This window comes from Pseudomonas syringae pv. coryli str. NCPPB 4273, from assembly GCF_000972175.1.
GTDB classification, from domain to species: Bacteria; Pseudomonadota; Gammaproteobacteria; order Pseudomonadales; family Pseudomonadaceae; genus Aquipseudomonas; species Aquipseudomonas syringae.
This window is the reverse complement of the sequence record NZ_AWQP01000042.1, coordinates 1-16414: the sequence shown is the minus strand read 5'-3', so window position 1 is coordinate 16414 and position 16414 is coordinate 1. Positions and strand designations below refer to the sequence as shown.

General features: G+C 60.0%; 13 protein-coding genes and 4 tRNA genes. 2 read left to right on the top strand and 15 right to left on the bottom strand.

The window, feature by feature from the left end; genetic code table 11:
• Nucleotides 1–307: 307 nt before the first annotated feature.
• The 7 genes from dgoD to leuC all read right to left on the bottom strand — a co-directional run bounded on the left by dgoD (nt 308) and on the right by leuC (nt 7837).
• Entirely contained in the window at nt 308–1456 is a 1149-nt protein-coding gene (dgoD, locus tag P406_RS17530) for a galactonate dehydratase (RefSeq protein WP_003394509.1), read from the bottom strand.
• 69 nt (nt 1457–1525) lie between these two features.
• Entirely contained in the window at nt 1526–2161 is a 636-nt protein-coding gene (locus P406_RS17525; RefSeq protein ID WP_024650129.1) for a 2-dehydro-3-deoxy-6-phosphogalactonate aldolase, read from the bottom strand.
• Between the two features lies 1 nt (nt 2162).
• A complete protein-coding gene (locus P406_RS17520) occupies nt 2163–3167 on the bottom strand; it encodes a 2-dehydro-3-deoxygalactonokinase (protein ID WP_046236862.1) in 1005 nt (334 codons plus the stop codon).
• A gap of 180 nt (nt 3168–3347) precedes the next feature.
• On the bottom strand, nt 3348–4460 hold the full coding sequence (gene asd, locus P406_RS17515; RefSeq protein WP_002552957.1) for an aspartate-semialdehyde dehydrogenase: 1113 nt from the start codon (nt 4458–4460) through the stop codon (nt 3348–3350).
• 70 nt (nt 4461–4530) lie between these two features.
• The gene (gene leuB / locus P406_RS17510; RefSeq protein ID WP_010435132.1) at nt 4531–5613 is read right to left on the bottom strand and encodes a 3-isopropylmalate dehydrogenase; all 1083 of its coding nucleotides are present in this window, start codon (nt 5611–5613) and stop codon (nt 4531–4533) included.
• Between the two features lie 147 nt (nt 5614–5760).
• Nucleotides 5761–6402 carry a 3-isopropylmalate dehydratase small subunit gene (leuD, locus tag P406_RS17505; RefSeq protein WP_003419882.1) on the bottom strand — a complete coding sequence of 214 codons (642 nt, stop codon included), beginning with the start codon at nt 6400–6402 and terminating at the stop codon, nt 5761–5763.
• 10 nt (nt 6403–6412) lie between these two features.
• On the bottom strand, nt 6413–7837 hold the full coding sequence (gene leuC, locus P406_RS17500) for a 3-isopropylmalate dehydratase large subunit (protein WP_003316525.1): 1425 nt from the start codon (nt 7835–7837) through the stop codon (nt 6413–6415).
• 145 nt (nt 7838–7982) lie between these two features.
• Here leuC and P406_RS17495 point away from each other — a divergent pair, with 145 nt between their 5' ends.
• Complete coding sequence (locus tag P406_RS17495) at nt 7983–8855, top strand: LysR family transcriptional regulator (RefSeq protein ID WP_003345646.1); 873 nt, start codon at nt 7983–7985, stop codon at nt 8853–8855.
• Between the two features lie 63 nt (nt 8856–8918).
• Complete coding sequence (locus tag P406_RS17490) at nt 8919–11111, top strand: putative bifunctional diguanylate cyclase/phosphodiesterase (protein WP_046236861.1); 2193 nt, start codon at nt 8919–8921, stop codon at nt 11109–11111.
• 67 nt (nt 11112–11178) lie between these two features.
• Here P406_RS17490 and P406_RS17485 read toward each other — a convergent pair whose 3' ends face one another.
• From P406_RS17485 to gltX, 8 genes are all read right to left on the bottom strand, one after another.
• Nucleotides 11179–11622: an Hsp20 family protein gene (locus P406_RS17485; protein ID WP_003316521.1), complete on the bottom strand. Its 444-nt coding sequence runs from the start codon at nt 11620–11622 to the stop codon at nt 11179–11181.
• A 129-nt stretch (nt 11623–11751) separates the two neighbouring features.
• A complete protein-coding gene (locus P406_RS17480) occupies nt 11752–12717 on the bottom strand; it encodes a tRNA dihydrouridine synthase (protein ID WP_046236860.1) in 966 nt (321 codons plus the stop codon).
• Nucleotides 12718–12746: 29 nt separating this feature from the next.
• Entirely contained in the window at nt 12747–13208 is a 462-nt protein-coding gene (locus tag P406_RS17475) for an acyl-CoA thioesterase (protein ID WP_003409815.1), read from the bottom strand.
• Nucleotides 13209–13733: 525 nt separating this feature from the next.
• Nucleotides 13734–13809 (bottom strand) — tRNA-Glu (locus P406_RS17470).
• A gap of 46 nt (nt 13810–13855) precedes the next feature.
• Nucleotides 13856–13931 (bottom strand) — tRNA-Ala (locus P406_RS17465).
• A gap of 51 nt (nt 13932–13982) precedes the next feature.
• Nucleotides 13983–14058 (bottom strand) — tRNA-Glu (locus P406_RS17460).
• 88 nt (nt 14059–14146) lie between these two features.
• Nucleotides 14147–14222: transfer RNA gene (locus tag P406_RS17455), tRNA-Ala, on the bottom strand.
• 148 nt (nt 14223–14370) lie between these two features.
• Complete coding sequence (gene gltX, locus P406_RS17450; protein ID WP_046236859.1) at nt 14371–15852, bottom strand: glutamate--tRNA ligase; 1482 nt, start codon at nt 15850–15852, stop codon at nt 14371–14373.
• Between the last annotated feature and the right edge of the window lie 562 nt (nt 15853–16414).

Sequence of the window (16414 nt, the reverse complement as noted above, 5' to 3'; positions counted from 1 at the left end):
GATTTATTGAGGTCTGTGTTTCGATATAACCGAGCTGAAGGCACGCCGATTCTCGTTCCCACGCAGAGCGCTCATCGTTATACGCAAGTGCGCTTTGGATTCTGGCCGAAGGCCGTAAGAGCGAACTTGTTCGCGAAGACAATTGTTCAAACGAAACATTTTCAGAGAACATGTCGGCCTGTTCGCGAACAAGTTCGCTCCTACGCCCTGCGGGCAGAAGCCTGAACGCCCATTTTCCAGGCTCTTCAGGACTTATGTATGGCGATGAGCGCAGAGCGCCTAAACGATGGTTAGCGGATTTGCTGTTCTACCACTCCGCAAAACTGCCATCCGCATGACGCCAGATCGGGTTGCGCCAGCGGTGGCCGATGGCGGCGCGTTCGATGACGTACTCTTCGTTGATCTCGATGCCCAGGCCGGGGCCGTTGGGGATCTTGACCATGCCTTTGTCGTAGTCGAAGACTTCCGGGTGCTTGACATAATCGAGCAGGTCGTTGCTTTCGTTGTAGTGGATACCCAGGCTCTGCTCCTGGATGAAGGCGTTGTAGCAAACCGCGTCCAGCTGGAGGCACGCCGCCAGCGCGATAGGCCCCAGCGGGCAGTGCAACGCCAGTGCGACGTCGTAGGCTTCAGCCATGTTGGCGATCTTGCGGGTTTCGGTAATGCCACCGGCGTGTGAGGCATCCGGCTGGATGATGTCGACGTAGCCTTCGCTCAATACGCGCTTGAAGTCCCAGCGCGAGAACAGCCGCTCGCCCAGCGCAATCGGCGTACTGGTCAGCGGCGCCAGTTCCTTCAGTGCTTCATAGTTCTCGCTGAGCACCGGCTCTTCGATGAACATCAGCTTGTACGGGTCCAGCTCTTTCATCAGCACCTTGGCCATCGGCTTGTGAACCCGGCCGTGGAAGTCCACACCAATGCCGACATTCGGCCCCACGGCATCACGCACAGCGGCCACGTTGGCCAGCGCCAGGTCGACCTTGTCGAAGGTGTCGAGAAACTGCAGCTCTTCGGTGCCATTCATCTTCACCGCAGTAAAACCGCGCTCCACCGCTTCCTTGGCGGCGCGCGCCGTGTCGGCAGGACGATCACCGCCAATCCACGAGTAGACGCGAATCTTGTCACGCACCTGACCGCCGAGCAGATCACTGACCGACACCCCCAGCGCCTTGCCCTTGATGTCCCACAACGCCTGATCGATGCCGGCCAGCGCACTCATGTGGATCGCGCCGCCGCGGTAGAAACCGCCGCGGTACAGCACGGTCCAGATGTCTTCGATGTTGCGCGGGTCTTTGCCGATCAGGTAATCGGAAAGCTCTTCTACAGCGGCAGCGACCGTGTGCGCGCGGCCTTCGACCACTGGCTCGCCCCAGCCGACAACGCCCTCGTCAGTCTCGACCTTGAGGAAGCACCAGCGCGGCGGAACGATGAACGTGGTGAGTTTGGTGATTTTCATGAGTGCAGTTTCTCTTGTTGATTCTCTTGTTGGATAGCGGCTACTGAACGGCGGCGTCTGCTGCGCCGGTCAGTCTGCAAGCGCTGCGCTGTGCTGCTTCCAGGCCGCCACATAGGCCTGGGCACGCTCGGTGACGTCTGCGACGCTCATGCCGGGTTTGAACAGCCCCGAGCCCAGGCCAAAACCCTTCACGCCGGCGTCGAGAAATACCTTCATGTTGTCCGGCGAAATACCACCGACCGGCAGCAGGATCGTGCCCTTGGGCAGGACCGCCAGCCACGCCTTGACCACTGCAGGCGACATCTGCTCGGCAGGAAACAGCTTGAGCACATCGGCGCCTTCGGCCAGTGCCGCAAAGGCTTCGGTCGGCGTCGCAACCCCTGGCGACAGGAACAGCCCGGCCGCCTTGGCCGCACGCAGTACCTTGGCGTCACTGTGCGGCATGACGATCACCTGCCCGCCAGCATCCTTGACCTGAGTCACCTGCTCAGCGGTGAGCACGGTGCCAGCACCGATCAGGCAATCGGCAGGCAATTGCTGACGCAACAGGCGGATGCTGTCGAACGGTTGCGGGGAGTTAAGCGGCACTTCGATCACCCGAAACCCCGCTTCGTACAGCGCATCGCCCATGGCAGGCGCTTCTTCGGGACGCAGGCCGCGCAAAATCGCGACCAGACCATTTTCTTTCAGTGCTTGCTTGAGCATGTCAAACCTCTCGAATGTGTTGGGACGAGCGGCGCGCGATCAGACCGGCCTGCACGGCGACCTGCCACAGACCGCGCTCGGTCGCCTGCTCGGCCAATGTCACCCCGGGAAAGCCACAAACGGCCAGCCCGCGTGCATAGCGCGTGCACAGCGAATCGCTGCCGATGAGGATCACCGCAGGCAATTGTTCGTGGTTGTGCAGATGCAGCCTGGCGATGGCGCCCAGTTCATGGCCAATCAACAGGCCGGAAAGATAGTCAGGTTGCGCGCTGGCACTCAATTGCCCGGTCAGGCCGAGCGTTCGCGTGCTGAAAATCGTCGACAGCGGCCCCGCGGAGCCCGCGTCGGACAGGGCAATCGACAAGCCGCGGTCAAACGCCTGCTCATCGAACGCCTCGGCAGGCTGCATGGTGCGTCCGAGAATGGTGTGGGCGCAGAGCGCGGCGTAGACCTCGCCGGTCATGAAGGTATCGAAGTGAACGATGCGGCCGCGCTCTACCTGCACCCATTTGGAGTGGCTGCCCGGTAGACCGATCAGCAGAGGCTGGCTGCCCTGCCCTTCTTCGAGCCCTGCCAGCACACCCAGCACCTGGGTTTCTTCGCCACGCATGACGTTGGGCAGGGTCGAGCGCTGCAGGACGCCGGGGATGATGTGCACGGTTACACCGCGCACGCTGCGCACGGTCTGCAACGCTGCGCTCAGTTCGTTGACGCTGGCCGGCGTTTCCCGGTAGGCCGCCTCGCGCCAGCCCTGTGCGCTGCCGACCATGCCACAGGCAATCACCTGCAGATCCGGCTGGGCATCGAGCCAGTCGCCGCACGCCTGGTCAAAGGCCAGCTCGAAACCGTCACTGCAGAACTGCCCCGCGATCAGCCGCGGCGTGGTTGGCAACTGCATGATGCCCGCGCTCAATGCGCGCTGTTCCAGTACCTGGCCATGTTCGCCAAGTCGATAAGCACGAAGTGAGGTTGTCCCCCAATCGAGCGCGATCAATTGCGCCTGCATTGCGTCACCTGTTGTTTTTTTGGAAGTGAGTGCAGGACGACTATAAACCTGTTGTTACACTTATCTCAATATGTAAATTTCAATCCCATATATAGGGACAAAGGACGATAAATCAAAAGTATCAGCCATTAAAAAACCCGCCTCCCTTTCGGAAAGCGGGTTTGCTGTGAAACCGAAGTCTCAACGCTCCAGCAGGATTCTCAGCATGCGACGCAGCGGCTCCGCAGCGCCCCATAACAGCTGGTCACCCACGGTAAAAGCGCCCAGGTACTGCGAACCCATGTTCAGCTTGCGCAGACGCCCCACCGGAATGCTCATGGTGCCGGTCACCGCCGTCGGGCTCAGCTCGTGCATGCTGGCCTCGCGGTTGTTCGGCACCAGCTTGACCCACGGGTTGTGCTGGCTGATCAAGCCTTCGATGTCCGCAATCGGCACATCCTTGTTCAGCTTGATGGTCAGCGCCTGGCTATGGCAGCGCATGGCACCGATGCGCACGCAGATGCCGTCCACCGGGATCGGGCTCTTGAAGCGACCGAGGATCTTGTTGGTCTCGGCCTGGCCTTTCCACTCTTCGCGGCTCTGGCCGTTTGGCAGCGCCTTGTCGATCCACGGGATCAGGCTGCCCGCCAGCGGCACGCCGAAGTTCTCGGTAGGGAACGACTCGCTGCGCATGGCTTCAGCCACCTTGCGGTCGATGTCCAGAATGGCGCTGGCCGGATTGGCCAGATCATCGGCCACCGAAGCATGCACCGCGCCCATTTGCCGGATCAGCTCACGCATGTTCTGCGCGCCGGCGCCGGAGGCCGCCTGATAGGTCATGACGTTCATCCACTCGACCAGACCGGCATCGAACAGACCGCCCAGGCCCATCAGCATCAGGCTGACGGTGCAGTTGCCACCGATATAGTTCTTGGTGCCTGCGTCCAGTTGCTGGTCGATGACCTTGCGGTTCACCGGGTCCAGCACGATGACCGCGTCATCCTGCATGCGCAGGCTGGACGCCGCATCGATCCAGTAACCCTGCCAGCCGGCTTCGCGCAGCTTGGGGAACACCTCATTGGTGTAGTCGCCACCCTGGCAGGTCAGCACCACGTCCAGGGTTTTCAGCTCGTCGATGCTGTAGGCATCTTTCAGGGGCGCAACATCCTTGCCCACCGAAGGCGCCTGGCCACCGACATTGGAAGTAGTGAAGAACACCGGCTCAATGAGATCGAAGTCCTGCTCTTCCCGCATCCGCTGCATGAGCACGGAACCGACCATGCCACGCCAACCGATCAGACCTACACGTTTCATCGCAACTACACCTTGAATAAAAGTGGGACCGCCGCTCTGCGCGTACACAGCAGGCGGCGGGCCAGAGAGATTACAGATTCCGCAGCGCGGCGACTACAGCATCGCCCATTTCCTGCGTACCGACTTTGACTTTGCCTTCCGACCAGATGTCGCCGGTGCGGATACCCTGATCCAGAACCAGGCTGACAGCCTTTTCGATGGCGTCGGCCGCATCGGTCAGATTGAAGCTGTAACGCAGCATCATCGACACCGACAGAATGGTCGCCAACGGGTTGGCAATGCCTTTGCCGGCGATGTCCGGCGCCGAGCCGTGACATGGCTCGTACATGCCCTTGTTGGCCGTGTCCAGCGAGGCCGACGGCAGCATGCCGATGGAGCCGGTGAGCATCGACGCCTGATCGGAAAGAATGTCGCCGAACAGGTTGTCGGTCACGATCACATCGAACTGTTTGGGTGCACGCACCAGTTGCATGGCAGCGTTGTCGACGTACATGTGGCTCAGTTCGACTTCAGGGTAATCCTTGGCGACCTGCTCGACGATTTCGCGCCACAGCTGGCTGGACGCCAGAACGTTGGCCTTGTCCACCGAGCAGAGCTTCTTGCCACGCACCATGGCCATGTCGAAACCGACTTTGGCAATGCGGCGGATCTCGCTTTCGCTGTACGGCAGCGTGTCGTAGGCCTGACGCTCGCCATTATCCAGCACGCGCGTGCCGCGTGGCGCGCCGAAATAAATGCCACCGGTCAACTCGCGAACGATCAGGATATCCAGGCCGGCGACGATTTCCGGCTTCAGGCTCGACGCATCGGCCAGTTGCGGATAAAGGATCGCCGGACGCAGGTTGCCGAACAGGCCCAGTTGCGAACGGATTTTCAGCAGACCGCGCTCAGGACGGATGTCGCGCTCGATGGTGTCCCATTTCGGGCCGCCGACGGCGCCGAGCAGCACGGCGTCGGCCGCACGGGCACGATCCAGGGTTTCATCGGCCAGCGGCACGCCGTGCTTGTCGATGGCTGCGCCGCCGATCACGTCGTGGGTCAATTCAAAGCCCAGTTGATACTTTTCGTTGGCCAGCTCCAGCACCTTGACCGCTTCGGTCATGATTTCCGGACCAATACCATCACCTGGGAGAATCAGAATCTGCTTGCTCATAACATCCTCGATTTTGTGCATCGGCGTCTTTGACAACGCCTGCTTGAAACGCTCGATACCACAGAAAATTTAGCGTGCCGCGAAAACACTTTTGCCAGCAAGGCGCAATTGCACCTTACTGGCAAACATGCATCCGCTGGAGATCGATCAGTCGCGGAACAGCCACGGCTGGCTGGCGCGGTGCTTGCTCTCGAAACCGGCGATGGCCTCGGCGTCCATCAGCGTCAGGCCAATGTCGTCCAGACCATTGAGCAGGCAATGCTTGCGGAACGCATCGATTTCAAAGCTCAGAACCTTGCCATCCGGGCGGGTCACAGTCTGCGCCTGCAGATCGATACTCAACTGATAACCGGGCTCGGCTTCTACCTGCTTGAACAGTTGATCGACGTCTTCCTCGGAAAGGATGATCGGCAACAAGCCGTTCTTGAAGCTGTTGTTGAAGAAGATGTCCGCATAGCTCGGCGCAATGATTGCGCAGAAACCGTACTCCTCCAGTGCCCACGGCGCGTGTTCGCGGCTGGAGCCGCAGCCGAAGTTTTCCCGGGCCAACAACACACTGGCACCCTGGTAACGCTCGTGGTTGAGGACGAAATCATGGTTCAGCGGACGCTTGGAATTGTCCTGATACGGCTGCCCCACGTCCAGATAACGCCATTCATCGAACAGGTTCGGGCCGAAGCCGGTGCGCTTGATCGACTTGAGAAACTGCTTGGGAATGATCTGGTCAGTGTCGACATTGGCACGATCCAGAGGAGCGACCAGGCCATGGTGCTGGGTAAAGGCTTTCATACGGGACTCCTCAGTGCTGGATCAGGTCGCGAACATCGATGAAACGGCCATTCACCGCAGCGGCAGCGGCCATCGCCGGGCTCACCAGATGCGTGCGGCCACCGGCCCCCTGACGACCTTCGAAGTTACGGTTGGAGGTCGACGCGCAGTGCTCGCCGGAACCCAGGCGGTCCGGGTTCATCGCCAGGCACATGGAGCAGCCCGGTTCACGCCACTCAAAGCCGGCTTCGATGAACACCTTGTCCAGCCCTTCCTTCTCGGCCTGCGCCTTGATCAGCCCCGAGCCTGGCACCACGATGGCCTGCTTGATGGTTGAAGCCACCTTGCGACCTTTGGCAACGTCCGCAGCGGCGCGCAAGTCTTCGATGCGCGAGTTGGTGCAGGAACCGATGAAGACCCGGTCCAGCTGGATATCGGTAATCGGCTGATTGGCTTTCAGGCCCATGTACTTGAGCGCACGCTCGATGGAGCCGCGCTTGACCAGATCCGGCTCTTGCGCAGGGTCCGGCACGTTCTGATCAACCGCCAGAACCATTTCCGGTGAAGTGCCCCAGCTGACCTGCGGCTTGATCTGTGCGGCGTCCAGCTTGACCACGGTATCGAACACAGCGTCCGGGTCGGACACCAGGTCCTTCCAGGCTTCGACAGCGAGGTCCCACTCCGCGCCCTTGGGTGCGAACGGACGGCCTTTGACGTACTCGACGGTCTTCTCGTCGGTGGCCACCATGCCAACCCGTGCGCCCGCTTCGATGGACATGTTGCAGATGGTCATGCGCCCTTCGATCGACAGGTCGCGAATCGCGCTGCCGGCGAATTCGATGGCGTAACCGTTACCGCCTGCGGTGCCGATCTTGCCGATCACCGCCAGTACGATGTCCTTGGCCGTCACGCCGAACGGCAATTGCCCTTCGACCGACACCAGCATGTTCTTCATTTTCTTGGCGACCAGGCACTGGGTGGCGAGCACGTGCTCGACTTCGGAAGTGCCGATGCCGTGGGCCAGCGCACCGAATGCGCCGTGGGTCGAGGTGTGCGAGTCGCCGCAGACCACGCTCATGCCTGGCAGGGTTGCGCCCTGCTCCGGGCCGATCACGTGGACGATGCCCTGGCGCGGGTCATTCATCTTGAATTCGGTGATGCCGTACTCGTCGCAGTTGTCGTCGAGGGTCTGCACCTGCAAGCGCGACACCTGATCCTCGATGGCACCGATGCCACCCTTGCGTTCCGCGGTGGTCGGCACGTTATGGTCAGGCGTGGCGATGATCGAGTCGATCCGCCACGGCTTGCGCTTCGCCAGCCGCAGACCTTCGAACGCCTGCGGCGAGGTCACTTCGTGGATGATATGACGGTCAATGTAGATCAGCGCCGAACCGTCGTCGCGCTGTTTGACCAAATGCGAATCCCAGAGCTTGTCGTAGAGCGTTTTCCCGGCCATCGGACGTACTTCCTCATCAGCTTCTTTCTATGCCTTGGGCAATCGTGGCGATGACCCTTTGGCTTGTGCGGTCATCCTATGGAATATGCTTAAATAACTCAAATTCATAATTTTCATACTTTGGATAACCAACTGGAATCTGACCATGGACCTGGCCAACCTCAATGCCTTTATCGCCATTGCCGAGACCGGCAGCTTCTCCGGGGCAGGCGAACGCCTTTACCTGACCCAACCGGCCATCAGCAAGCGCATTGCCGGTCTGGAGCAGCAACTCAACGTGCGCCTGTTCGACCGCCTGGGCCGCGAAGTCAGTCTGACCGAGGCCGGACGCGCCCTGCTGCCGCGCGCCTACCAGATTCTCAACGTGCTGGATGACACCCGCCGGGCACTGACCAACCTGACCGGGGAAGTCACCGGGCGACTGACTCTGGCGACCAGCCATCACATCGGCCTGCACCGTTTGCCGCCGATATTGCGGGCCTTTACCCGTACTTACCCGAAGGTTGCACTGGACATTCAGTTCCTGGATTCGGAAATCGCTTATGAAGAAATTCTTCACGGGCGCGCCGAGTTGGCAGTCATTACACTGGCGCCCGAGCCGCATGCACTGATCCGCGCCGTGCCCGTCTGGGACGATCCGCTGGATTTCGTCGCTGCACCCGAGCACCCGCTGGCCAACAGCGGCCCGATGAAGCTAGAGGATATTGTGCGCTATCCGGCGGTATTTCCCGGCGGTAACACGTTTACCCATCACATTGTCAGCGGCTTGTGCGAGGCCCAGGGCCTCAAGCCCAACATCGCCATGAGCACCAACTATATGGAGACCATCAAGATGATGGTTTCCATCGGCCTGGCCTGGAGCGTTCTGCCGCGCACCATGCTCGACGAGCAGGTGGCGCGCATTCCGCTGCCGGGCGTGCAGCTCAATCGCCAGCTAGGCTACATCCTGCACACCGAACGCACGCTATCGAATGCGGCACGGGCATTCATGAAACTGCTCGATGCGCAGACACAGTGAATAGAGGCTGCAGGCCGCAGACAGATCGCTCTGGCGGCTCCATCGATCAAAGGCTCGGATACCATGCCCAACCCACCGGATAACGCCGCGCCGAAAGCCACCGCACAGACGGCCTCTGCCAGGCTGTCGCTGAAAGACGCAGAGCGGGCCCTGCAGGAAACCCGTGATCGCCTGGAGCTGGCACTGGACCTGGCGCAAATGGGCACCTGGGATCTGGATATCGTCCGCAACCGGCTGCAGGCTTCGGCACGCGCGGCGCTGTTGCACGGCATGCCGGCACTGCCCGTCGATGAGTCTGGCGGGCAGTTCTTCGGCAGCCTGCCCGCCGAAGAACGTCGTCGAATGCGCGCGATCTATGCCGTGGCACTCGAAACCGGGCAGGACTGTCTGCAAGTCACCTACCGGTTTCAGTTGAAGAACGGCACATCACGCCTGCTTGAAGGCCGCGCGCGGATTTACCGAGATGAACGGGGCCAGCCTGTCAGGCTGGCCGGCACCCTGCTGGACATTACCCAACAGTGTGCTCAGGTCGCCCTGGAGGCCAGCGAGGAGAAATTTGCCAAGGCGTTTCATTCAAGCCCCGACTCGATCACCATCACTGAAATCGACTCGGGCCGCTATGTCGAGGTCAACGACGGCTTCAGTCGCCTGACCGGTTTCAGCGCCCAGGAAGTGCTCGGCCGTACAGCGCATGAAGTCGGTATCTGGACCGACACCTTGCAGCGCGAACACATGCTTGAAGAACTGCGCCAGAAAGGCCGCGTGCATCACCGGGAAATGGACGGTCGAGACAAGCATGGCGCGCCGCTGGTGCTGGATATATCGGTCGAGTTCATTACCTTGAACAACACCGCCTGCCTGTTGATGAACGCCCGCGACATCGGCGCGCTTAAAAATGCCCAGGCGCAGATTCAGCACCTGGCTTATCACGACCCGCTGACCGGGCTGCCCAATCGCGCACTGCTGCTCGACCGTCTGAGCCAGCAAGTGTCGCTGCTTCAGCACCAGAACCTGCGCGGCGCCCTGCTGTTTCTAGATCTGGACCATTTCAAGCACATCAACGACTCGCTCGGCCATCCGGTAGGCGACAGCGTCCTGAGCATCATCGCCGCGCGCCTGGAAGCCAGCGTGCGCCAGGAAGACACCGTGGCCCGCCTGGGCGGCGACGAATTCGTGGTGTTGATCTGTGGCCTGGAAGGCTCGCAGGACGAGGTCACCCGGCAAGTGCGGGAGCTGGCCGACAACCTGCGCAACCTGCTGGCCGAACCGATGTTTCTCGACGGCCATCGCCTGCAGGTCACACCGAGCATCGGCGTGGTGCTGATTCCGGATGATGGCCTGACCCCGGCCGATCTGCTCAAACGCGCCGATATTGCCCTGTATCGGGCCAAGGATTGCGGGCGCAACGCTTCGCAGTTTTTCCATGTGTCCATGCAACAGGCCGTCAGCCAGCGTCTGCGCCTGGAAAATGACTTGCGCCTGGCCCTGACCCGCAACGAATTTCACCTGCACTTCCAGGCCCAGGTCGACTGTCGCAACGAATACATCACCGGGGCCGAGGCCCTGCTGCGCTGGCAACACCCCGAATACGGCTTGCTGGCGCCTGATCAGTTCGTGCAGATACTTGAAGAAAGCGGCATGATTCTGGAGGTCGGCAGCCATATTCTGAACGAAGCCTGCAAAACCGGCGGCCTGCTGTTAAGGCAGGGGCTGATCCCGGAAAACAGATTCCTGATGGGCGTCAATATCAGCCCGCGACAGTTTCTCCAGCACGATTTCATCGAGCGCGTGGAACGCAGCCTGACCCTGAATCAGTTGCCTGCGTCCATGCTCAAGCTGGAAATCACCGAAGGTATCGTCATCCAGAACCTGGACGACACCATCCTCAAGATGCTCAGCTTAAAGGCGCTGGGCGTCAGCTTTGCGATGGATGATTTCGGCACCGGCTATTCGTCCCTGACCTATCTCAAGCGTTTGCCGGTGGATACGCTGAAGATCGACCAGTCCTTCGTCCAGGATGCCACCAGCGACCCCAATGACGCAGAAATCATCCGCGCCATCGTCGCCATGGCGCAGAGCCTCAACCTGAACGTGATCGCGGAAGGCGTGGAAACCTCGGAGCAATTAGCATTTCTGGAAAAAGTCGGCTGCTACACCTATCAAGGCTATCTGTTCAGCGAGCCGCTGCCAGGCCCGCAGTTCGAGTCATTGCTGCAGCTCAAGCGGCCTGCGCAGCAAACCGCACATCAGGACTGAAAAAAGAGAAGGCGCCCCGCAGGCGCCTTCTCCGTTACGTGCCGCTGACTCAACATCACCTGATGGATCAGTTTTCCAGCGCTTTCTGGCTATTGAGCGGAATACGCTTTGGTTTCGCTTCTTCCGGCACGTTGCGCACCAGGTCAATATTCAGCAGGCCGTGAGACAGATCGGCCCCTTTGACTTCGATATTGTCCGCCAGCCTGAATGACAGCTTGAATTCACGCCGGGCAATACCCTGATGCAGATACGTCACGTTTTCGGCTTCTTGCTCGCGCTTGTTGCCGATCACGGTCAGCACGCCTTTTTCAACCTGCAACTCGAGATCCTGCTCTTGCATGCCTGCTGCAGCAATCACGATTCGATAATGGTCATCGGTGTGCCGCTCGACGTTGTAGGGCGGGTAGCCGCTGGTTGTCTCATTTCGTGCCGCCGACTCGAAGAGGTCGTTGAAGCGGTCGAATCCCACTGAGTTGCGAAACAGTGGAGCCAGAGAAAATGCAGTAGCCATAACAATTCTCCTGTTTATCAGCGAGTGGTTTACGCGACCCGTGTTCGGCATCGCTTGATCACCAAAATAGGGACAGCCTTTCGCTTTTCAAGAGACTTTTTTCAGGATTTTTTTGACCGTTCGTCGGGATCAGCTTCTAGGTAAGCAACCGGGCGCGCAGCCCAGCAATACGCTGATGCGATCGCAGTCGGTCTCGCGGCGCAACGTATTGAACATCAGGGTCGCCTCGGGATAACTCTTAGTTAGCAGCACCAGCCACTGCTTGAGCCGGCCCGGCGCTTGAATCAGCGTCATCTTCGCCAGACAGTCCTGCCAGAAGACCCGCAGCATCGGCTGCAGCTCGTCCCAGGTCATTGGCACGACCTCTTCGCCCTTCTGCGCCGCAGCGATCTGCCGGGCCAGATCGGGACGCGCCACCAGCCCGCGACCGATCATGATGTCCCGCGCGCCACAGATTTCGCGGCAACGGCGCCAATCCTCAACGGTCCAGATTTCCCCGTTGGCAACCACCGGGACCTTGACCACTTCCTGAATGCGCGCAATCCACTCCCAGTGCGCCGGCGGCTTGTAGCCGTCGACCTTGGTGCGGGCGTGAACGACGATTTGCTCTGCCCCCCCGTCAGCCAATGCCCGCGCGCAATCCAGCGCGCCATCGGTGTTTTCGTAACCCAGGCGCATCTTGGCGGTGACAGGAATATGTTGGGGCACGGCACGGCGTACCTGGCTGACGATCGAATGCAGCAATTCCGGCTCCTTGAGCAGGATCGCGCCGCCCCGCGAGCGGTTGACGGTCTTGGCCGGGCAGCCGAAGTTGAGGTCCAGCACGGGGGCGCCCAACTCGCAGGCGAACGCGGCGTTCTCGGCCAGGCACACGGGGTCAGAGCCCAGCAATTGAAGGCGTAACGGCGTGCCTGCGTCAGTTTTCGCGCCTTGGTGAAACTCCGATGCGTACTTGTAGAAGTAGTGCGCCGGCATCAAGCGCTCGGACACCCGGATGAATTCGGTCACGCACCAGTCGATGCCGCCGACTTTCGTCAGCACATTACGCAGGATGTCGTCGACCAACCCCTCCATGGGCGCCAGAGCAATTTGCATGGGTCACACTCGAAAAAAAGTCCGGCAGTTTACTGCCCGACGTGCGGATTGGGAACGGCGCTGTCAGAGATGGCTGCGCCATAGCCCTCGATGAACTCGGCAGGCATACGCTTGGGCTTACCACTGGACAGTTCGATGCAGACAAAGGTGGTTTGCGCGCGCAGCAAGGTCAGGTTGTCGGCAGGACGCTTGAGCTGAAAACAGCGGGTCATTTTCAGCCGGCGGTCCCAGTCGACGATCCAGGTCGCCAGTTGCAGTTCGTCGTTCTCGTAGGCGCTGGCGAGGTAGTCGACCTCATGCCTGACCACCGCCATCGCACGGTCGAGGCGTCGGTATTCGGTGAGGTCCAGCCCGAGGAACTGCGAATGACGCCAGGCACAGCGTTCCAGCCAGGACACATAGACGGCGTTATTGGCGTGCCCCAGCCCGTCGATGTCTTCGGCGGCGACATTCAGATCGATGACAAACGGCGTTGCCCGGTCCCAGACCATGCGTGCTCCTGCTTGAGTGGATGTGATTGGCGGGAGTGTAGCGGGTCATGGCGCGCGTTCACACGCGTTGGCATGAAAAGCGCCCCTCCGAACGCCTTTTGCTCTTCACGCTACAGCGCTCAGAGTCATACACAAGTCTGGATAAGCCCGGATAAAAGGCCTGGAACCGTAAGTGCAGACTGGTCACAGACCTGTGGGAGTGAGCTTGCTCACGAAGACGATGCATCCAACCCCTATTTCCTGGGGGCTATACCGGCCTCTTCGCGAGCAAGCTCGCTCCCACAAGACTTGTGTATAACCAAGAGGGCTGCAGCGCGAGGATGCAGTTCGCGGCGCACTGCGTTGCGAACGCATAGAGGACGCGGAGTGTCCTGAACGGCATGCCAACGCAGTATCGGCACGAGAGTCGGTTACAGTTGAGTGTGGCAATAGATAAAAACAGAAAGAAGGATTTTTCGAACCCTGAAAAAACAAAAGGGCCATTCAATAATCGAATGACCCTTGGTCCCGCAGAGCGGGAAATCGTGGCGTCCCCTAGGGGACTCGAACCCCTGTTACCGCCGTGAAAGGGCGGTGTCCTAGGCCACTAGACGAAGGGGACGCAAAACCTTCAGTCAGGCTCATCGAACGATGAACCCTGGCAAAATTGGTGGAGCCAAGCGGGATCGAACCGCTGACCTCCTGCGTGCAAGGCAGGCGCTCTCCCAGCTGAGCTATGGCCCCGTATTTACGCCTCTCGGCGGAGATCAACCTTCCGGCATCACTCGGTAAAACTGGCGTCCCCTAGGGGACTCGAACCCCTGTTACCGCCGTGAAAGGGCGGTGTCCTAGGCCACTAGACGAAGGGGACAAAACCTTCTCGTAAAGCAAACGGTCGCTGGATCCGCTTGTTTCACATCATTCCAGAGCAGTGTAGCAGCACTCTGAAGCGCTAAATTTGGTGGAGCCAAGCGGGATCGAACCGCTGACCTCCTGCGTGCAAGGCAGGCGCTCTCCCAGCTGAGCTAAAGCCCCACATCAGTGGACGGGGCGCATATTAAGCGTGAGTGACAGGGCTGTCAAATTTATTTTCTACAATCTGCAAAATTTTTTGTCGGTAATACAACCACTTACCATTCAACCCCCGGAGAACCGGGGGCGATTCACAGGAACAGGTAATGCCTCAGGCAATCGAGCCCAGCAGCTTTTCCCATTCCTTGTTTTCTTTCTTGGAAACGCCGCCCAGCAAATCGAGTGCCTGACGAAGCCGGAAGCGGGTCAGGTCCGGACCGAGGATTTCCATCGCATCGGTCACCGACACCGAGTTGGCCTGACCGGTGATCGCAGCGAACATCAGTGGCATGGCATCACGCAGCTTGAGTTCGAGATGTTCGACCACGGCCTGGATGCAACCCATGATGCGGTCCTTCTCCCACTGACGCAGCGATTCCAGCTTCCACAGGATCAACTGGATCACCTGACGAACCTGCTCCGGAGACAGCTTCTTGTGTTCGAACAGCTTCACATCAGGCGTGACGCCACCAGCGAAGAAGAAGCCGGCCAGCGGTGCAACCTGACTGAACGTCTCTACCCTGCCCTGCACATGCGGTGCGATCTTCATCATGTAGTCAGGATTCAGCGCCCAGGTCTTCAGACGCGAGGCAAACTCCTCGACTGGCAGATCACGCAGCCATTGGCCATTGAGCCAGGAAAGCTTCTCGATATCGAAGATCGGCCCGCCCAGCGAAACACGCGACAGGTCGAAGTTGTCGACCATCTCCTGCAAGGAGAACTTCTCGCGCTCGTCAGGCATCGACCAACCCATGCGCCCCAGGTAGTTGAGCATCGCCTCGGGCATGAAGCCCATGCGCTCGTAGAAAGTCACCGAGGTGGGGTTCTTGCGCTTGGACAACTTGCTCTTGTCGGGGTTACGCAGCAGCGGCATGTAGCACAACTGCGGCTTGTCCCAGCCGAAGTATTCGTACAGCAGGATCAGTTTGGGTGCCGATGGCAGCCACTCTTCGCCGCGCAATACGTGGGTGATGCCCATCAGATGGTCATCGACGACGTTGGCGAGGAAGTAGGTCGGCAGGCCGTCGGTCTTCATCAGGACCTGCATGTCCATGCGGTCCCACGGGATTTCGACTTCGCCACGCAGCATGTCAGGGACGATGCAGACGCCTTCGGTCGGCACTTTCATGCGGATCACGTGTGGCTCGCCAGCGTCCAGGCGGCGCTGGACTTCTTCCTTGGAGAGCAGCAAGGCGCGACCGTCATAACGCGGGGTTTCGCCCTTGGCCTGCTGTTCGGCGCGCATCTGGTCCAGTTCTTCAGCAGTGCAGAAGCACGGGAAGGCATGGCCCATGTCGACCAGTTGCTGCGCGTATTTCTTGTAGATGTCGCCGCGCTCGCTTTGGCGGTAGGGGCCGTGAGGACCACCGACGTCGGGGCCTTCGCTCCAGTCGATGCCCAGCCAGCGCAGTGCGTCGAAGATCTGCTGTTCGGACTCGCGGGTAGAGCGCAGTTGATCGGTGTCTTCAATGCGCAGGATGAACTCGCCGCCATGCTGTTTGGCAAAGCAGTAGTTGAACAGCGCGATGTAGGCCGTGCCGACGTGGGGGTCGCCTGTGGGCGATGGCGCGATGCGGGTACGAACGGTGGTCATGGAAAATCCCGAATTAGGTCGATCAAGCGCGGAATGTTAACAGGCCGGGGGCATGGGGCTCCAGCAAGAAAGGCAATTGCCCGGACGCCTCTCGTTCCGCATGCTCCGCGCCCGGAGCTGTAAACAAATTCAGCTGATTATCGTGCCAATGCTCCGCGTTGGCATGCAGTTCGTGACGCTCTGCGTCACACGGCGGTTCTGCGACATCAGGTGGATTGGGGTTGGGTGAGGTCCGGCCCGGAGCCTGATGACTATCGTTCCTCACGCTCCGCGTGGGAATGCAGTTCGTGACGCTCTGCGTCACACGGCGGCTTTTCTTCGTCAGGTGGATTAGGGTACGGCTCAGGTCACCTTTTCGTCCCTCGGCGACCTACTTTGATGGGGCCAAAGTAGGCAAACCCCCTCGCTCCGGTTTCCGGCCCGACTTCGTCGGGTTCCTTCGCCCTGTCACTGATCCGGGGGTCGGATCAGCGCCAGGACTCAGCCGTCACTAACGTCGCACTCTGCGTCGTCAGCAGATCGGAAGAGCGTCGTGTAGGGAAAGAGTGTAGATCTCGGTGGT

What these genes read in the sequence shown, in the direction of transcription:
- P406_RS17520 (WP_046236862.1), bottom strand. Translation starts at nt 3,167, where the DNA reads ATGCAGGCGCAATTGATCGCGCTCGATTGGGGGACAACCTCACTTCGT.
- P406_RS17485 (WP_003316521.1), bottom strand. Translation starts at nt 11,622, where the DNA reads ATGGCTACTGCATTTTCTCTGGCTCCACTGTTTCGCAACTCAGTGGGA.
- leuD (WP_003419882.1), bottom strand. Translation starts at nt 6,402, where the DNA reads ATGAAAGCCTTTACCCAGCACCATGGCCTGGTCGCTCCTCTGGATCGT.
- P406_RS17525 (WP_024650129.1), bottom strand. Translation starts at nt 2,161, where the DNA reads ATGCTCAAGCAAGCACTGAAAGAAAATGGTCTGGTCGCGATTTTGCGC.
- leuC (WP_003316525.1), bottom strand. Translation starts at nt 7,837, where the DNA reads ATGGCCGGGAAAACGCTCTACGACAAGCTCTGGGATTCGCATTTGGTC.
- gltX (WP_046236859.1), bottom strand. Translation starts at nt 15,852, where the DNA reads ATGACCACCGTTCGTACCCGCATCGCGCCATCGCCCACAGGCGACCCC.
- P406_RS17475 (WP_003409815.1), bottom strand. Translation starts at nt 13,208, where the DNA reads ATGGTCTGGGACCGGGCAACGCCGTTTGTCATCGATCTGAATGTCGCC.
- P406_RS17480 (WP_046236860.1), bottom strand. Translation starts at nt 12,717, where the DNA reads ATGCAAATTGCTCTGGCGCCCATGGAGGGGTTGGTCGACGACATCCTG.
- asd (WP_002552957.1), bottom strand. Translation starts at nt 4,460, where the DNA reads ATGAAACGTGTAGGTCTGATCGGTTGGCGTGGCATGGTCGGTTCCGTG.
- dgoD (WP_003394509.1), bottom strand. Translation starts at nt 1,456, where the DNA reads ATGAAAATCACCAAACTCACCACGTTCATCGTTCCGCCGCGCTGGTGC.
- P406_RS17495 (WP_003345646.1), top strand. Translation starts at nt 7,983, where the DNA reads ATGGACCTGGCCAACCTCAATGCCTTTATCGCCATTGCCGAGACCGGC.
- leuB (WP_010435132.1), bottom strand. Translation starts at nt 5,613, where the DNA reads ATGAGCAAGCAGATTCTGATTCTCCCAGGTGATGGTATTGGTCCGGAA.
- P406_RS17490 (WP_046236861.1), top strand. Translation starts at nt 8,919, where the DNA reads ATGCCCAACCCACCGGATAACGCCGCGCCGAAAGCCACCGCACAGACG.